Origin of the sequence: Bradyrhizobium sp. NDS-1 (genome assembly GCF_032918005.1) — a bacterium.
Classification (GTDB): domain Bacteria; phylum Pseudomonadota; class Alphaproteobacteria; order Rhizobiales; family Xanthobacteraceae; genus Bradyrhizobium; species Bradyrhizobium tunisiense.
The window spans coordinates 5683682-5701233 of the sequence record NZ_CP136628.1 but is presented as its reverse complement, the minus strand read 5'-3'; the positions used below and the strand labels follow the sequence as shown (position 1 = coordinate 5701233).

Annotated in this window: 14 protein-coding genes; 7 read left to right on the top strand and 7 right to left on the bottom strand. The window is 64.3% G+C overall.

What is annotated here, in order from left to right:
- The first annotated feature begins 2 nt into the window (after window positions 1-2).
- Window positions 3-380 carry a DUF6285 domain-containing protein gene (locus RX330_RS26575; protein WP_317240442.1) on the top strand — a complete coding sequence of 126 codons (378 nt, stop codon included), beginning with the start codon at window positions 3-5 and terminating at the stop codon, window positions 378-380.
- A 130-nt stretch (window positions 381-510) separates the two neighbouring features.
- On the opposite strand, the gene RX330_RS26570 is transcribed toward RX330_RS26575, so the two are convergent.
- Entirely contained in the window at window positions 511-1290 is a 780-nt protein-coding gene (locus RX330_RS26570; RefSeq protein ID WP_317240441.1) for an enoyl-CoA hydratase-related protein, read from the bottom strand.
- 215 nt (window positions 1291-1505) lie between these two features.
- Here RX330_RS26570 and RX330_RS26565 point away from each other — a divergent pair, with 215 nt between their 5' ends.
- Window positions 1506-2780, top strand: a complete 1275-nt coding sequence (locus tag RX330_RS26565) for an acyl-CoA dehydrogenase family protein (RefSeq protein WP_212081211.1) — start codon at window positions 1506-1508, stop codon at window positions 2778-2780.
- 175 nt (window positions 2781-2955) lie between these two features.
- Here RX330_RS26565 and RX330_RS26560 read toward each other — a convergent pair whose 3' ends face one another.
- A complete protein-coding gene (locus RX330_RS26560) occupies window positions 2956-4533 on the bottom strand; it encodes a fatty acid--CoA ligase (RefSeq protein ID WP_317240440.1) in 1578 nt (525 codons plus the stop codon).
- Between the two features lie 302 nt (window positions 4534-4835).
- The gene (locus tag RX330_RS26555; RefSeq protein WP_317240439.1) at window positions 4836-5708 is read right to left on the bottom strand and encodes an SDR family oxidoreductase; all 873 of its coding nucleotides are present in this window, start codon (window positions 5706-5708) and stop codon (window positions 4836-4838) included.
- 116 nt (window positions 5709-5824) lie between these two features.
- Between RX330_RS26555 and RX330_RS26550 the strand changes: the two genes are divergently transcribed.
- From RX330_RS26550 to RX330_RS26535, 4 genes are all read left to right on the top strand, one after another.
- Window positions 5825-6634, top strand: coding sequence for a crotonase/enoyl-CoA hydratase family protein (locus RX330_RS26550; RefSeq protein ID WP_317240438.1), 810 nt, complete (start codon window positions 5825-5827; stop codon window positions 6632-6634).
- Window positions 6635-6772: 138 nt separating this feature from the next.
- Entirely contained in the window at window positions 6773-8317 is a 1545-nt protein-coding gene (locus RX330_RS26545; RefSeq protein ID WP_317240437.1) for an acyl-CoA synthetase, read from the top strand.
- Window positions 8318-8427: 110 nt separating this feature from the next.
- Window positions 8428-9231: an enoyl-CoA hydratase/isomerase family protein gene (locus RX330_RS26540; protein ID WP_317240436.1), complete on the top strand. Its 804-nt coding sequence runs from the start codon at window positions 8428-8430 to the stop codon at window positions 9229-9231.
- A gap of 139 nt (window positions 9232-9370) precedes the next feature.
- Window positions 9371-9775: a YccF domain-containing protein gene (locus RX330_RS26535; protein ID WP_212081217.1), complete on the top strand. Its 405-nt coding sequence runs from the start codon at window positions 9371-9373 to the stop codon at window positions 9773-9775.
- A 108-nt stretch (window positions 9776-9883) separates the two neighbouring features.
- On the opposite strand, the gene RX330_RS26530 is transcribed toward RX330_RS26535, so the two are convergent.
- Complete coding sequence (locus RX330_RS26530; protein ID WP_317240435.1) at window positions 9884-10738, bottom strand: arylamine N-acetyltransferase family protein; 855 nt, start codon at window positions 10736-10738, stop codon at window positions 9884-9886.
- Between the two features lie 1173 nt (window positions 10739-11911).
- On the opposite strand from RX330_RS26530, the gene ppc reads away from it, so the two are divergent.
- Entirely contained in the window at window positions 11912-14710 is a 2799-nt protein-coding gene (gene ppc, locus RX330_RS26525; RefSeq protein WP_317240434.1) for a phosphoenolpyruvate carboxylase, read from the top strand.
- 133 nt (window positions 14711-14843) lie between these two features.
- Here ppc and RX330_RS26520 read toward each other — a convergent pair whose 3' ends face one another.
- From RX330_RS26520 to RX330_RS26510, 3 genes are all read right to left on the bottom strand, one after another.
- The gene (locus tag RX330_RS26520; RefSeq protein WP_212081220.1) at window positions 14844-15758 is read right to left on the bottom strand and encodes an SDR family oxidoreductase; all 915 of its coding nucleotides are present in this window, start codon (window positions 15756-15758) and stop codon (window positions 14844-14846) included.
- 142 nt (window positions 15759-15900) lie between these two features.
- Window positions 15901-17040, bottom strand: coding sequence for a thiolase C-terminal domain-containing protein (locus RX330_RS26515; RefSeq protein ID WP_212081221.1), 1140 nt, complete (start codon window positions 17038-17040; stop codon window positions 15901-15903).
- Between the two features lie 3 nt (window positions 17041-17043).
- On the bottom strand, window positions 17044-17457 hold the full coding sequence (locus RX330_RS26510; RefSeq protein ID WP_212081222.1) for a Zn-ribbon domain-containing OB-fold protein: 414 nt from the start codon (window positions 17455-17457) through the stop codon (window positions 17044-17046).
- Between the last annotated feature and the right edge of the window lie 95 nt (window positions 17458-17552).

The window sequence follows — 17552 nt, the reverse complement described above, 5'->3', positions numbered from 1 at the left end:
ACATGCAGGACGAGCCAATACCCGTCGAGCTGACGAAGTCAGTCGCCGACTTCCTCCGCAACGACATCACGCCGCTGATTTCCGGCCACCAGGCCTTCAAGCTGCGCGTCGCCATCAACATCCTCGACCTCGTGACGCGGCAATTGACGCGGGAGGAGGGGAGTAATGCTGCGGAGGTGGAGCGGCTGCGTACGCTGCTCGGCATCGACGGCTCGGTGACCGATCTCAATCGCGCGCTGGCGGAGCGTATCGCGAAGGGCGAGGTCGATCTCGCAACACCGGGCCTTGCCCGGCATCTGTGGGCAACCACCATGGACAAGCTCGCCGTCGATCAGCCGAATTACGCATCGTACAAGCGGGAGCTGGGCCGAGAAGGCTAGCTCTCTCCCCGTCATTCCGGGGCGTCGCGAAGCGACGAGCCCGGAATCCATTCATCCACCGTCTCTGACGCTCAATGGATTCCGGGCTCGCGCCTGTCGGCGCGCCCCGGAATGACCGCGCAAAGCGCGGTCACTTCCCCACCCATTTCGGCGGCCGCTTCTCCGAGAACGCCTTCGGCCCCTCGATGTAGTCCTGCGAGGCTACCATCGCCTTCACGGCCGGGTACTCCCGCTGCTCCTCGATCGCCTGTTCCAGCGACACGGCAAGCCCCTTCTGGATCGCCTGCTTCGAGGCGCGGATCGACATCGGCGAGTTCTTGCCGATCATCTCGGCCCAGCGCAGCGCGGCCGTCAGCGCTTCACCCTGCGGCACCACCTCGTTGACGAAGCCGAGCTCGAGGCCTTCCTTGGCGCTGACATGGCGCGCGGTCAGGATCATGCCCATCGCGCGCTTCAGTCCGATCTGCCGCGGCAGCCGGTGCAGGCCGCCGGCGAGTGCCGCGAGGCCGACGCGCGGCTCGGGCAGCGCGAAGGTCGCGTTCTCCGAGGCGATGATGAGGTCACACGCCAGTGCGATTTCGAAGCCGCCGCCCATCGCCACACCATTCACCGCGGCGATGATCGGCTTGTCGCAGTCGAAGCGCGAGGTGAGGCCGGCAAAGCCGCCCTTGTCCCAGCCGCGCTTTCCTCCCGCGGCCTGCCACTTCAGATCGTTGCCGGCGCAGAACGCCTTGTCGCCGCTGCCGGTGACGATCGCGATCCACTGCTCGGGGTCCGTGGAAAAATCGTCGAACACCTTTTGCAGCTCGAAATGCGCATCGGTATGCAGCGCGTTGTAGACCTCGGGCCGCGACAGCGTCACGATCGTGATTGGCCCCTTGCGTTCCACCTTCGAGAATTTCAGCTCCATCGCGTGCTCCCCGCATTTTCTCGTGAAGGAATATTGGCCGGCATAGTAGCGCGCGGGTCCCGTTCGACACCATTGAATTGCGCTGGTGCGCCTTGCGTGCCCGACAAGCCTCGCGTTGCTTGACTTGTGCGCACTCTTCTCCGCTTAATCATGTGAAGCAAAAGCGCGCCTAGCGCCTTGACGCAAAACAACAAGATCATTCCGGGAGAGAACCCTTGGATTTCTCATTGCCTGCCGATCTCGTCGCCTACCTCGGAGAGCTCGACCGTTTCATCGAGCGCGAGATCAAGCCGCTGGAAGAGGCCGATGACAACATCCGCTTCTTCGATCATCGCCGCGAATGGGCGCGCACCGATTTCGAGAATGGCGGCCTGCCGCGGCACGAATGGGAGGCGCTGCTGCGGAAGGCGAAGGACCTTGCGGACGCCGCCGGACATCTGCGCTTCCCGGTGCCGAAGCAATATGGCGGCAAGGACGGCTCCAACCTCTGGATGGCCGTGATCCGCGAGCATTTTGCCGCCAAGGGTCTCGGCCTTCACAACGACCTCCAGAACGAGCACTCCGTCGTCGGCAATTTCCCCGTCGTCACCATGCTCGATCGCTACGGCCGCGACGACCAGAAGGCGATGATCGACGGCTCGATCAAGGGCAAGTACCGCATCACTTTTGGACTGACGGAGCCGCATCACGGCTCGGATGCGACCCACATGGAGACGCGCGCGGTGCCCGCGACCCGCGACAACGTCAAGGGCTGGATCATCAATGGCGAGAAGATGTGGACCACCGGCATGCACGTCGCCACCCACTGCGCGCTGTTCGCGCGCACCAGCGGTAATGACGGCGATGCCCGCGGCATCACCTGCTTCCTGGTGCCGGCCAAAAGCCATGGCGTGAAGGTTGAGGAATACATGTGGACCTTCAACATGCCGACCGACCATCCCCGCGTCAGTTTTACCGACGTGTTCGTGGCCGAGGACGCCCTGTTCGGCGAGGTCGGCCGCGGCCTGTCGCTGGCGCAGTGCTTCGTGCACCAGAACCGCATCCGCCAGGCCGCGAGCTCGCTGGGGGCTGCGGTCTACTGCATCAGCGAGAGCGTCAAATACGCGCGCGAGCGAAAACCGTTCGGCAGGGCGCTCGCCGAAAACCAGGCGATCCAGTTCCCGCTGGTGGAGCTCGCCACGCAAGCCGAGATGCTGCGTCTTCTGATCCGCAAGACCGCCTGGGAGATGGACCAGCTCACCGAGGAGCAGATCGAACGCACGCTCTCCGATCGCGTCTCCATGTGCAACTATTGGGCAAACCGCCTCTGCTGCGAATCCGCCGACCGCGCCATGCAGGTCCACGGCGGCATGGGCTATTCGCGCCACAAGCCGTTCGAGCACATCTACCGCCACCACCGCCGCTACCGGATCACCGAAGGCAGCGAGGAGATCCAGATGCGCAAAGTGGCGGGATTCCTGTTCGGCTATATGGGGCCGGGGAAGCATTGAGGCCTGCACATATGTCTCCCCACGGTCGTCCCCGCGAAGGCGGGGACCCATAACCCCAGGGAGTAATTTGGGGCTAGCCGGCAACTCCGAGTCTTCGCAAAACTGTTGCCTGTGGTTATGGGTCCCGGGCTCGCGCTGCGCGCGCCCGGGGCCGACGTTGCGGAGAGAGCTGGAGCTAATTCACCCTGCGATCCTTCCCCGCCCAATACGGCTCGCGCAACTGCCGCCGCAAAATCTTCCCTGACGGATTCCGCGGCAGCGCCGGCAGGAACTCCACGCTCTTCGGCGTCTTGTAGCCGGCGATGCGCGTCCGGGTGAAATTGATGATGTCGGTGGCGCTCGCCTGCTTGCCCGGCTTCATCACCACGACGGCCTTCACCGCTTCGCCCCATTTGTCGTCGGGCACGCCAATCACGGCGGCTTCCGCGACGTCAGGATGGTCGCACAGCGCGCTCTCGACCTCGGCGGGGTAGATGTTCTCCCCGCCGGAGATGATCATGTCCTTGATGCGGTCGTGGATATAGAGGTAGCCGTCCTCGTCCATGTAGCCGGCGTCGCCCGTGCGCAGCCAGCCGTCGCCGCGCAGCGTCGCGGCGGTTGCCTCCGGCAGGTTCCAATAGCCTGCCATGTTGGAGCCCGAGCGCGTCGCGATCTCGCCGACCTCGCGGGGTGGCAGTGGCTTGCCCTCGGCGTCCAAAATCGCGATCTCGACACCCGGCAGCGCCTTGCCGGCCGAGCGCATCCGCTCCAGCCCTTCGACGTGATCCTCCGGCGGCAGCGCGACGATCGTGCCCGTCGTCTCGGTCATGCCGTAAAGCTGCACGAAGCCGCATTTGAAGACCTCGATGCACTCCTTCAGCAGCGCCGCGGGTATCGGCGAGGCACCGTAGAGCATGTATTTCAGCCGCGAGAAATCGACCGTCTTGGCGCGCGGCTGCCGCACCACGAACTGCATCGCCGCGGGCACCATGAACAGTTTCGTGATGCCCGACTGTTCGAAGAAATCCAGCACCCTGGTCGGATCGAATTCGCGCGCGATGACGCCGCGGGCGCCGTGATAGAGCCCCATCACGCCCCAGCCCGAGCCGCCGATATGAAAGACCGGCATGGCCACCAGCGACACGTCGTCGGTCGACCACCGGTTCCACTCCGGCTTGTCCTCGGCATTGCCCGATTGCACCAGGTTGAGGAAATTGGCATGCGACAGCATCGCGCCCTTCGGCTTGCCTGTGGTGCCCGAGGTGTAGAGCTGGATCGCGATGTCGCGGCTAGCGATCGGCACCTTGGGATCGTCGCCGCTCTGCGCATCGCGCCACGCCGCAAAATCCTGCCACTCCGCCGCGCCGCCCTCTGTGGTGATGATCGTGCGCACGCCCGGCAGCTGGTCCTTGATCTGGCGGACCTGTGTGATGAACTCCGGCCCGACGAACAGCACCGGCGCCTTGCAGTCTTCGACGATGAACGCGACCTCGGGCCCCGCCAGCCGCCAATTCACCGGCGCCATCACGACGCCGGCCTTCATCGCGCCCATCAAGAGGTCGAAATAGAGATCGCTGTTCTTGCCGAGATAGGCAATGCGGTCGCCGTGTCTGACGCCCATTGCGAGAAGCGCATTGGCAACCTTGTTGGTCTTGATATCGAACTCGGCAAAGCTGGTGAGGCGGCCTTCGAATTCGTAGGCGACGGCGTTGCCGCGGCTCTTGGCGCGTTCGCGCACCATGTCGGCGAGAGTCGCCAATGGCTGTGTGGACATGTTTCTCCCGTGGAGTCTTGTTTTTATGCCGGGGAGTGTGGCGTCATCCGTGGTTGAAGACAAGGTGGAGATGGACACACTGTCGTCCCGGACAAGCGCGCCATAAGCGCGCGCAGATCCGGGACCCATACGCCGCAGCAAGGATTTGGCGAAGATTCGGAGCTACCAGCCGAGCGCCACACATCTCCCTGTGGCTATGGGTCCCCGCCCCCGTGCGCAATTGCGCACTAGGCGGGGACGACACGCGAGGGCGTGGTGACAGCGCTAACCCCTCACACATCCTCGCCGTTGCAAACGCGCCATCACCCCCGCTTCGCCCGATCCTTCTCGTTCTGCGCCATGATGCTCTCGCGCGCGGTTTTCCAGTCGTCGTCGCTCCAGTCGCGGAGCTGGTAGAAATTGCCGCCCATCGCGAGCGCCTGTGCACCGTCCATCGCGATGGTCTCGCCGCTGATCCAGTCGCAGCCGCCGGAGATCAGGAACACCGCGACGTTCTGCAGTTCCTCCATGGTTCCGACGCGGCCCATCGGGTTCATCGCCTTGGTGCGCGCGCCGGCCTCGTCGCCGGGCTTGATGCGCTTGCTCATGCCCTCGGTCGGGATTTCGCCGGGCGCGATGGTGTTGAGGCGGATGCCGTAGCGGCCCCATTCGGTGGCGAGCGACATCGTCATGGCGTGGATCGCCGATTTGCTCATCGCCGACGGCACCACGTAAGGCGAGCCGTTGCGCACCCACGTCGTGGTGATCGACACCACGTTGCCGGGCTGCTTGTCCGCGATCCAGCGCTTGCCGACCGCATGGGTCACGTAGAAGGTGCCGTGCATGACGATGTTGGCGACGGCGTCGAAGCCGCGCGGCGACAGCTCCTCGGTGCGCGAGATGAAATTGCCGGCGGCGTTGTTGATGAGGTCGGTGAGACCGCCGTCGCGGAAGATGGTCTCGACCATCTCCTCGACCGCGAGCGCGTTGCGGATGTCGACGCCGTGGCTGGTGACGCGGCCGCCATACTCGGCCATCAGCTCGGTCGCGGTCTCGTCGCACACGATCTTGCGCCGGCCGCAGATGTGCACCTCGGCGCCGAGTTGGAGGAAGCGCGCCGCCATCGACTTGCCGAGCCCGGTTCCGCCGCCGGTCACGAGAATGCGCCGTCCGGCCAGAAGATTTTCCTTGAACATGGCTGTTTCTCCCGTACGGATTGTCAGTTAATTGGTCGATTGACTAAATCCGGCTGCAGGCGTCCTGTAAAGCGGCACTGAACAAGAACAGGCAAGAACTCGGGGAGAATTCGTCCATGGAAGAGCGCGTCTCGATCTCGATCTCGGAAGGCGTCGCCGACGTGCGCCTGGTGCGCGCGGACAAGATGAACGCGCTGGATCAGGCGATGTTCGAGGCGCTTGTCGCCGCCACAGACCGGCTTTCGAAGGACAAAGGCGTGCGCGCCGTCGTGCTTTCAGGCGAGGGCCGCGCCTTCTGCGCCGGGCTCGACATGGGGCGCTTTGCCGCCATGAAGGAGAAGGGCGGCAACGGAATTCCGGGTGGCGAAAATCGCGATCTCACCAAGCGCACGCACGGCCAGGCCAACTTCCCGCAACAGGCGGTGTGGGGATGGCGCCAGCTTCCGGTGCCCGTCATCGCAGCAGTACATGGGGTCGCCTTCGGCGGCGGCTTCCAGCTCTCGCTCGGCGCCGACATGCGCTTCCTCTCGGCGGATGCGCGGATGTCGATCATGGAGATCAAATGGGGCCTCGTGCCTGACATGGCGGGCACCCCGATCCTGGCAAGCCTCGTGCGCGACGATATCCTGCGCGATCTCACCTACACCGGCCGCATCTTCTCGGCACAGGAAGCGATGACCTACGGCCTCGCCACCCGCATCTGCGACGACCCGCGCGCCGCGGCACTGGAAGCCGCGCGCGAGATCGCTGGCAAGAGTCCCGATGCGATCCGCGCCGCCAAGCGGCTGCTCAACAATCTCTCCGTCGATCCGGGTCCGGCGCTGCTCGCGGAATCAGTCGAGCAGCAGAAGCTGATCGGCAGCCCGAACCAGACCGAGGCGGTGCGCTCCAATCTAGAGAAGCGCGCGGCGAAGTATGCGGATTAGCCCTCCTGTCATTCCGGGATACGCCGGAGGCGCAGACCCGGAATCCATCGAGCCACACGCTCCGTCGCCAAATGGATTCCGGGTTCGATGCTTCGCATCGCCCCGGAATGACGATCACAACTCCAAAGAAAAGCAAAAATGAGCGAAACGTCCGACTTCCTCGGCATCGTCTCCGGCGATCGCCGCCGCACCCACACCGAAGTCGCAGCCCGTGCCGACCGCATCGCCTCCGGCCTCGCCAGGATCGGGGTGAAGCCAGGCGATTGCGTCTGCATGCTGATGCGCAACGACATCGCGTTCCTGGAGGCGGCCTATGCCGCGATGCGGCTCGGTGCCTATGGCGTTCCGATCAACTGGCATTTCAAGCCGGAGGAGATCAACTACATCCTGGACGATACTGGCACGTCGGTGCTGATCGGACATGCCGACATGCTGCACGCCTTGCGCGATGCGATTCCGGAGGGCGTCACCGTGCTCAGCGTGCCGACGCCGCCGGAGATCCTGTCCAACTACAGGATCGATCCAGACCATCTGACGACGCCCGGCTTCGCGATCGATTTCGAATCCTGGCTCGCGCGATACCAGCCCTATGACGGCCCGGTGGTGCCGCAGCCCATGAACATGATCTACACGTCCGGCACGACCGGCCATCCCAAGGGCGTCCGCCGCAATGCCCCGACGCCGGAGCAGCAGGCGGCTGGCGAGCGCATGCGCGCGATGATCTATGGGCTGAAGCCCGGCGCCCGCGCATTGCTGCCGGGCCCCCTCTATCATTCCGCGCCGAACTCGTTCGGCATCCGCGCCGGAAAACTCGGCGGCGCGCTGGTGCTGATGCCGCGCTTCGAGGCCGAAGAATTCCTGGAGCTGATCGAGCATTACAAAATCGACACCATCTTCATGGTGCCGACCATGTTCATCCGCCTGATGAAGCTGCCGGAGGCGGTGCGCAGGAGATACGACGTCTCCTCGTTGCGCCACGTCATCCACGCCGCCGCGCCGTGTCCGGCGGAGATCAAGCGCGCCATGATCGAATGGTGGGGCCCGGTGATCTATGAATTCTACGGCTCGACCGAATCCAGCGCGGTCACCTTCGCCACCTCCGAGGACGCGCTGAAGAAGCCCGGCACCGTCGGCAAAATCTCGCCCGGCGCCGAGCTGCGCTTCCTCGGCGAGGACGGTCGCCTGCTCGGCGTGGGTGAGATCGGCGAGATCTATTCCCGCATGGCCGAACTGGCCGATTTCACCTATCACAACAAGCCGGAGAAGCGCGCCGAGATCGACCGCGACGGCTTCATCACCTCCGGCGATGTCGGCTATATCGACGAAGACGGCTACGTCTTCATCTGCGATCGCAAGCGCGACATGGTGATCTCGGGCGGCGTCAACATCTACCCGGCCGAGATCGAGTCCGTGCTGCATGCCGTTCCCGGCGTGCATGATTGCGCCGTGTTCGGCATCCCCGACGCCGAATTCGGCGAGGCGCTGATGGCCGTGGTGGAGCCGCAAGCTGGTGTCACGCTCGAGGCCGCCGGCGTTCGTGCCGCGCTGAAGGCGCATCTCGCCGACTACAAGGTGCCCAAGCACATCGAGATCCGCAGCCGCCTGCCGCGCGAGGACTCCGGCAAGATATTCAAGCGCCGCCTGCGCGATCCCTATTGGGAGCAGACGGGTCGGAAGATCTGACAGTCCGTTGCCCGGATGAGCGACAGCGATGGCCGGGACGATATGAGAGTAGAGCCCCGGATGTCGCTTCGTTGATCCGGGCTACAGAACCGATCAGGGAAGGGACCTCCATGAACGACGCGGCAGCTGCGACCGACGAAGTCCTCTACAAGATCGCCGATCACATCGCGACCATCACCCTGAACGCGCCGGAACGCATGAACACCATCTCCGGGCCGATGCTGAACGATCTGGCGCGGCTGCTCACCGAAGCCAACGAGGACAAGGACGTCCGCGTCGTGATCCTCACCGGCAAGGGCAGGGCGTTCTGCGCCGGGCTCGATCTGCGCAAAGAGCGCGACGGCAACGGCCTCAGCGCCGCGTCGTCGCCAACCACGATCAACCTCCGCAACACGCCGCCGACAGTCCTGCAGGCGATGGACAAGCCGACCATCTGCGCCGTCAACGGCGGCGCGGCCGGCTATGGCATGGACACCGCGCTCGGCTGCGACATCCGCATCATGGCGGAGTCCTCGAAACTAGCCGCTGCCTTCGTCAAGCGCGGCGTGGTGCCGGAATCCGGCGGCACCTGGCTGCTGCCGCGCATGCTCGGCTGGGCCAAGGCGTCCGAGCTGATCTTCACCGGCCGCACCCTCAGTGCCCGCGAATGCCTCGAATGGGGCCTCGCCAACGAGGTCGTACCGGACGCGGAGCTGATGACCCGTGCCACCGCGATCGCCCGCGAGATCGCCGCAAACGCGCCGCTTGCGGTGCAGGCCTCCAAGCGGATGATGCGGATGGGCCTCAACGAGACCTTCCACGACCACGTCCACCACGTCTATCTCCAGCTGCTGCCGCTGTTCAAAACCCAGGACATGGCCGAGGGCATGAAGGCGTTCATGGAAAAGCGGGAGCCGAAATTTGAAGGGCAGTAGCCCGGGTGAGCGCAGCGATACCCGGGACGGTGAGAGTTAAGTCCCGGATGTCGCTTCGTTCATCCGGGCTACCTTGCCGTCTTAGCAGAGACAGATTTAGATCCTATATAGAGGGCGTCATCGTCTAACGGATCATCCCATGGCCCCCGTTTCCATCCTCCTCAACATCCTCTGGATCCTCATCGGCGGCGCCTGGATGGCGTTCGGCTGGCTGATCGCTGCGATCATCATGGCCATCACCATCATCGGCCTGCCCTGGGCGCGGGCGGCGTTCAACATCGCCGTCTACACGCTGCTGCCGTTCGGCTCGCGAGCGGTCAACCGCTACGACGTGACCGGCATGAGCGATATCGGAACCGGCCCGCTCGGGCTGATTGGCAACATCATCTGGTTCGTGCTCGCCGGCTGGTGGCTGGCGCTGGGCCACCTCTTGACTGCGCTGGCCCTCGCGATCACCATCATCGGCATCCCCTTTGCCTGGGCCCACCTGAAGCTCGCCGGCATCGCGCTCTGGCCGATCGGCAAGGTGATCGTGCCCGCCTGAGGCGCGTACCGGCAGGATTCAGGAGTGGGCTTCAGTCATTCGAGCACCTCATCGGCGCGCATAAGAAAACTATCTCTCCACGCCTCGCCTCGCTCATTTGTGGCTATGTCAAGCGAAGAATGGATGAGGGGCGCCCTTCTCGCCCTTGCGCTCCATGACATCGATACAGGTTCGGATCTCTTCATCCGACATGTTGAGTCCGAACTGGTCTCGCAGTACGGTTTGGAACTCGGCCTCGTCCGCCACCTGGCGTCTGTCCGCTTCTCCCGTTGCATGTCGTACGGTGATGCGGCGATTGAATATAGTGATGCGTGTTCGATTGGGGCCCGGGCGCGCCGCGATGATGTTGCTCTGGTAGGGCGCATCCGGGTGTGTGCCCGTATACCAGTTCGTGATCTCATACTCGCCGTCGTACTTCGGGTACGGGATCACTCGATAAATATGTTCCCATTCGTCTCGAAGCCTTGCCTGCAGCGTGAGTTCTCCGCCAACCTCTATGAAGCGCATGGGCTCGTGCGGCGTATCCTGCTCGACATGCTCACGCAGCAGCAGGGCTGACGTCGGCGCGAGATTGCCGAAGCCGACATCTGCCAAATATGGACCCTCGGGCAAGTTCACTTGGAGCAGCATATGGATCGCCGGGCGCGGCGCGTCGATCGCCATACCCCGCACGACTCGCCCTTGCAGACTGGTGACATTGTAGCCAAGCGACCGAAGGCCTTCGCGGAACAACATGTTCTGCTCGAGGCAGTAGCCGCCCCGACCGCCGACAATCATCTTTTGATGCAGAGAAGCAATGTCGAGCTTCGGCGTTCTGCCGAGCATGATGTCGAGAGATTCGTAAGCAATCGTATGAGAGTGAGAAAAAATGAGTCTGTGCAGAGTATCGAGAGTTGGTTGAAGCGAGCCTGTATGTCCGATGCGATCCAACCAAGCTTTCTGATCAAATGAAGGCGCACTCATTGGATGGGCTCCCCCGAGCTTTCGATGGAATTTATCCGGAAAGCCGAATCGGAGCAACGGCCGGTGCTACGTGGATCGATGGCAGCGCCCGTCAGTGACTAACGCATCGGTTGTGCAGGCGTGCTTGGCTCGCAGGATGGGTAGAGCGCCAGCGAAACCCATCCATCCGTCCGTCGATGACGAGGTAGGTGGTTTCGCAAGGCTCGACCCATCCTGCGCGTTACGCGTTCTCAGTCGGTGCTGCCCACACAACGCCTCGCGCCACCCGACGGGCAAAACACGCCACATGAAGGTCAAGGGACATCACTGCGAAATATTCTGATTGACCGAATTCGATGTTTCGGCTAAACCGCATTCCATCCCGGCCCGTCAAAGGGACGTTTCGCGATCGTCACGATACGGTGGCCGGGATGCGGTGGACGCGGTAGCGCCGGCGCGCGACGGGATGGCAGGGCGGGCAAGCCTCGTGAGCCATCGCGATCCGCGATACGACACGGCGCGGTCACAGCGTTTCTTTTCGGCGTTGGGGGCGAGCACGCGCGAGCTTCCCACTGTCCGGGGAGGGACGTCCGCGGACGGCAAAAGCGTGTGGTCCTGACGCCCGGGGTCTGTGCGTCAAGGCTTGCGGTGATGACGCGGCCCGACCGGGTGCGCGCATCAGCGATCCGCAAGGCGACGGGGGCAATAGTGCATCGCTCCCCGGGGAGAGCACGCCATAAGCCGTAAAACCATTGCGCAGGGAAGGCCGGGATGTCCCGGCGTCACCTGTGGTCACCCCGCGTGCGTCTTTCGCGTGCGGACCCTGGGTGCCAGCCGGCGCCCGGCCTTCCCTGCGCCCTTTGTTCTCGATGGGGGCGAAACGGACAGCAAAAGCTCGGGCGGAACGCGCCGCGAGGCCGCGAAGGCGTGCTTGCCGAGATCGGCTCTACTGCCATGGACGCAACGCGGCACTCCTTAGCGACACGCTGCAGAGCCGGGGCCCACATCGCGGCAGGAACGGTGCGGCTCCGGGGTCGGCTCTGCGCAGCAACGCTAGGAGGCATTGCAGCAGGTCCGGGACACGGCGCAGTGGCCGTGTGCACCGCTCCCAAGTTCATCTTGCGTTGCGGTAGAAAAATATCGCACACTCGACAGGCCGGGGAGCCGCAGGGAGCTCTGCGAGAGGAGCGAGCCATGTCCCTCCAGACCATTCCATCCGATAGCGCCGAGCAGCGCCCCAACCGTCCCGAGGACGTCCAGGCCACGGAAGCGGAGACGCGGCTGCGGGATGACATCCGTCTGCTCGGGCGCATCCTCGGGGACACTGTGCGCGACCAGGAGGGCGCTGCTGTATTCGACCTGGTCGAGCGCATTCGCCAGACCTCAATCCGGTTTCACCGCGACGAGGACCGGCTCGCCCGCCGCGAGCTCGAGCAAATCCTGGACGGCATGTCGATCCCCGATACCCTGCGGATCGTGCGCGCCTTCAGCTATTTCTCGCATCTTGCTAACATCGCCGAGGACCACAACAACATCCGCCAGATGCGCGCACGCAGCGCCTCGAGGAGCGGCGGGGCAGGGATGCTCGCGGGCACGCTGGCGAATGCCAAGGATGCGGGTTTGAGCGCGGCCGAACTGAGGACGTTCTTCAAGGACGCTCTCGTCAGCCCCGTGCTGACCGCGCACCCGACCGAAGTCCGCCGCAAGAGCACGATGGACCGCGAAATGCAGGTGGCCGCGCTGCTGGATCGGCGCGAGCGCATCGCGCTGACCGCGGAAGAGGCGGATGCCAGCGACGAGCAGCTGCGCCGCGAGGTGCTGACGCTGTGGCAGACCAATCTGCTCCGCCGGACCAAGCTCACTGTGCTCGACGAGGTCGCCAACGGCCTGGCGTTCTATGATTACACCTTCCTGCGCGAGGTGCCGCGCCTCGTCAATGCGCTGGAAGACAAGCTCGACGAGGGCGGCGAGCAGGCGGCGGGCGAGCTTGCCTCGTTCCTGCGCATGGGCAGCTGGATCGGCGGCGACCGCGACGGCAACCCCTTCGTCACCGCCGACGTCATGCGCGGCACGCTGCGGCTGCAGTCGAGCCGCGTCATGCAGTTCTATCTGAACGAAGTGCACGTGCTCGGCTCGGAATTGTCCATCGCGGCGCATCTGGCCGATGTCTCCGAGGAGCTGCGTAACCTGGCGGAGCGCTCGCCGGATACCTCGCCGCACCGGAGCGGCGAGCCCTATCGCCTCGCGGTCTCCGGCATCTATGCGCGCCTTACCGCAACGGCTGAGAAGCTCGAGGTCGAGATCACGCGCCGGCCGGTCGGCAAGGGCAAGCCTTACGAGAGCGTGAAGGAGTTGCAGGCCGATCTCGACGTGCTGCACCGCTCGCTGATCTCCAACAACGCGCGCGTCATTGCCCGCGGCCGGTTGCGGCTGCTCAGGCGCGCGGTGGATTGCTTCGGCTTTCACCTCGCCCGGCTCGACATCCGCCAGAACTCGGCGGTGCACGAGCGCACCATCGCCGAGCTGATGGACGCCGCGAACCCGGGCATGTCCTACCTCGCGCTCGGCGAGGACGCCCGCATTTCGCTGCTCACCAACGAACTGCGCTCGACGCGCGCGCTGGTCTCGCCCTTCGTGAAGTACAGCGACGAGACCATGGGGGAGCTCAACGTCTTCCATGCCGCCGCGGAAGCTCACGCGAAGTTCGGCTCGGACGCCATCCCCCAATGCATCATCTCGATGTGCAAGGGCATGTCCGACATGCTCGAGGTCGCGGTGCTCCTGAAGGAGGTCGGTCTCGTCCATCCCTCCGGGCGCAGCGCCATCAACATCGTGCCGCTGTTCGAGACCATCGAGGATCTGCAGGCCTCAAGCGGCATCATGGACCGCATGCTGTCGCTGCACGATTACCGCCGTCTGGTCGACAGCCGCGGCAGCGTGCAGGAGGTCATGCTCGGATATTCCGACAGCAACAAGGATGGCGGCTTCGTCACCTCGGGCTGGGAGCTCTACAAGGCCGAGATCGGTCTCGTCGAGGTGTTCGAGCGGCATCATGTGCGGCTGCGCCTGTTTCACGGCCGCGGCGGTTCGGTCGGCCGTGGCGGCGGGCCGAGTTATGATGCCATCATCGCGCAGCCCGGCGGCGCGGTGAACGGCCAGATCCGCATCACCGAGCAGGGCGAGATCATCTCGTCGAAATATTCAAATGCCGAGGTCGGCCGCAACAATCTGGAGATCCTGGCGGCTGCGACGCTCGAAGCAAGTCTCCTGCATCCGCGCCAGAGCGCGCCGCGCCGCGAATATCTCACCGCGATGGACGAATTGTCGAACCTCGCCTTCAAAGCCTATCGCGGCCTCGTCTACGAGACCGACGGCTTCGTGGAGTACTTCTGGTCCTCGACCGTCATCAACGAGATCGCGACGCTGAACATCGGCAGCCGCCCCGCCTCGCGCAAGAAGACCCGCGCGATTGAGGATCTGCGCGCGATTCCGTGGGTGTTCTCCTGGGCGCAATGCCGCCTGATGCTGCCGGGCTGGTACGGCTTCGGCAGCGCGGTCGAGCAGTGGATCGCGGATCATCCCGACAAGGGCATGCCGTTCCTGAAAGAGCTCTACCAGGAATGGCCGTTCTTCCGCATGCTGCTGTCGAACATGGACATGGTGCTGGCGAAAAGCTCGATCGCGATCGCCTCGCGCTATGCCGAGCTCGTGCCGGACGAGGCGTTGCGCGAGAAGATCTTCGGCCGCATCCGCCGCGAATGGCATTCCTGCATCGAGACGCTGCTCGACATCATGGGCCAGGACCGGCTGCTGCAGGGCAATCCGCTGCTGGAGCGCTCGGTCCGTCACCGCTTCCCCTATCTCGATCCGCTCAACCACGTTCAGGTCGAGCTCTTGAAGGAGCATCGCGCGCAGAACCCGGACGAGCAGGTGCTGCGCGGGATTCAGTTGACGATCAACGGCATCTCGGCAGGGCTGCGGAATACGGGGTAATTGAGAGCGATGTTGCCGCTCCATTCCCGACGTCATGCCCGGGCTTGTCCCGGGCGTCCACGTTCTTCGTGCCGTGGGTCAAGGCGTGGATGGCCGGGACGAACCCGGCCATGACGCGTAGAGAGTGTGCTGCTTACACCGGATCCCAGGTGAAGATGTCGGCCGAGCGGTCGAGCTTGTAGAACGAGCCCTTCAGCGCGGGCATGCCGTGTTCGGCGATCGACTGGGGAGTCCAGCCTTCGCTCCGCTGCACCGAACGGATCGGGCGGTTCTGGCTGAACAGGAAGATCTCGTTCATGCGCACGCCGAAAATCTGGCCGGTGACGTCCTTGGCGGAATCGGAGATCAGATAGCCGCAGAGCGGGGCGATCTTCTCAGGTCCCATCTGCTTGATCTTCTCGACGCGCGCCTTCTCGGCCTCGGTCTCGGTCGGGATGGTCCCGATCATGCGCGTCCAGGCGAACGGCGAGACGCAGTTGGAGCGGACGTTGAAGCGGCCCATGTCGAGCGCGATCGACTTGGAGAGCCCGACGATGCCGAGCTTGGCGGCGGCGTAGTTGGCCTGGCCGAAATTGCCGATCAGGCCGGAGGTCGAGGTGAAGTGCACGAAGGAGCCGCTCTCCTGCTCGCGGAAGATACGCGCCGCGGCGTGAGAGACGTAGAACGAGCCCATCAGATGCACCTTGATGACGGCCTCGAACGCCTCCACGCTCATCTTGTGGAAGATCATGTCGCGCAGGATGCCGGCATTGTTGACGACGCCGTCGAGCCGGCCGAAATGATCGGTCGCGGTCTTCACGATCTTGCTGGCGGGGACGGCTTCGGCGACCGATTCGAAATTGGCGACCGCGGTGCCGCCGCGCTTCTTGATCTCCTCGACCACCTCCTCGGCCGGCGCAGCGTTCGAGCCGGCGCCGTCGGCGGCGCCGCCGGGATCGTTGACGACGACCTTGGCACCCTCGGCCGCGCAGAGCAGCGCGATCTCCCGCCCGATGCCGCGGCCTGCGCCGGTGACGATGATGACCTTGTCTTGCAGCGATTTGCTCATGTGGGTTCTCCGCTATACGTTTCAAATTCCGCTGTCATTCCAGAGCGGAGCGAAGCGACGAACCCGGAATCCATCCCGCTACCGTCGTTGCGGTCAGATGGATTCCGGGCTCGCGCCGCGCGCGCTCCGGAATGACAGTCAGTTACCTCTCGTTCGTAAACACGATCGTGCCACTCGCCGCGAACATGCCGCCGACGCCGTGACACACCGAAATTTTCGCATTCGGCACTTGCGCCGGCGCGATCCCGCGCATCTGGCGCACGCTCTCCTGGAGCGCATACATGCCGTACATGCCCGAATGCATGTAGCTCAATCCGCCGCCATTGGTGTTGAGCGGGAGCTTGCCGCCGGGCCGTGTATTGCCGTCCGCGATGAATTGTCCGGTCTCCTCATACGGCATGAAGCCGAGGTCGCCGAGGCCGAAGAGCGGGAGATGCGCAAACGCATCGTAGATCATGAGATGATCGACGTCCCTGTGCGCGATGCCGGCCTCCCTAAAGGCCAGTGGACCCGCGGTCTTGAACGCGCGCGAGGAGTTGAAGGTCTCCATCTGGCTGACCATCGGCGTCTCCACGCTCTCGCCGGTGCCCATGATGTAGACGGGCTTCCTCGGAAAATCCCTGGCGCGGTCGGCCGAGGTCAGGATCAGTGCGCCGCCGCCGTCGGTGACGAGGCAGCACTGCAGCAGGCGAAACGGATAGGCGATCATGCGCGAGTTGAGCACGTCGGCAACGGTAATCGGGTCCTTCATCATGGCGCGTGGATTCTTCGCCGCCCATTCCCGCTGCACCACGGCGACCGAGGCGAGTTGTTCATGCGTGATGCCGTAGGTCTTCATGAAGCGCAACACGGGAATCGGAAACATGCTGGGCGGACCGTAGACGCCATAGGGCGCCTCGAACTGACCGTTGAGGCTGTCGGCCGGCGTCGAGCGTGGCAATTTGCCGATCATCGACTTACCGCTCTCGGCATGGGTGATGAGCACGGTCTTGCACAGGCCGGCCTCGATCGCCGCCGCAGCATGGCGGACATGCAGCATGAAGGAGCATCCGCCGACCGAGGTGCCGTCCACCCAGGTCGGCTTGATGCCGAGATAGTGGCAGACCTGCTGCGGCGTCTCGACCGCTGTGGCAAAACCGTCGATATCGGACAGCTTGAGCCCGGCATCCGCGATGGCGTTGAGCGCGGCATCCGCGTGAAGCTGAAGCTGCGAGGCGTTGGGAATGACGCCAAGCTCGGTGGTCTCGGCAGCGCCGACGACGGCAACCCGGTTGCTGCGCATGACTTACCCTTTCGCCGGACGGAAGACGGGGAGGGTGATCTTGTCGTCGAGTGCCTGGAAGGCGACCTCCAGCTTCATGTCGAGTTCGAGCGCTTCCGGCGTCTGCGGGCAGTCGACGATGTTGCTCATCATGCGCGGCCCCTCGTCGAGCTCGACCACCGCGATCGCGTAAGGCGGTGTAAAGCCGGGCGCGGCGGGACGGTGGTTGATCACGTAGCTGTAGAGGAAGCCCTTACCGCTCGCCTTGAAGACCGAAACCTTGCGCGAGGCGCAGGAGGGGCAGAATGGGCGCGGCGGGAAGTAGACATGCGCGCAGGCGTCGCAGCGTTGCAGGCGCAATTCGCCTGCCTTCGTGCCGTCCCAGAAATGCTGGGTCTCCGGCGTCGGTTTCGGTCGCGCTCGCTGCGGTTCGGCCATCTCGGCGGCTCCTCCAGGAGACAGGCTTCACGCCCGCCTGTTTCGATCTTGATGCGACAATCGACCATGGGGCGTCAACGGTCCAGCAATACGCA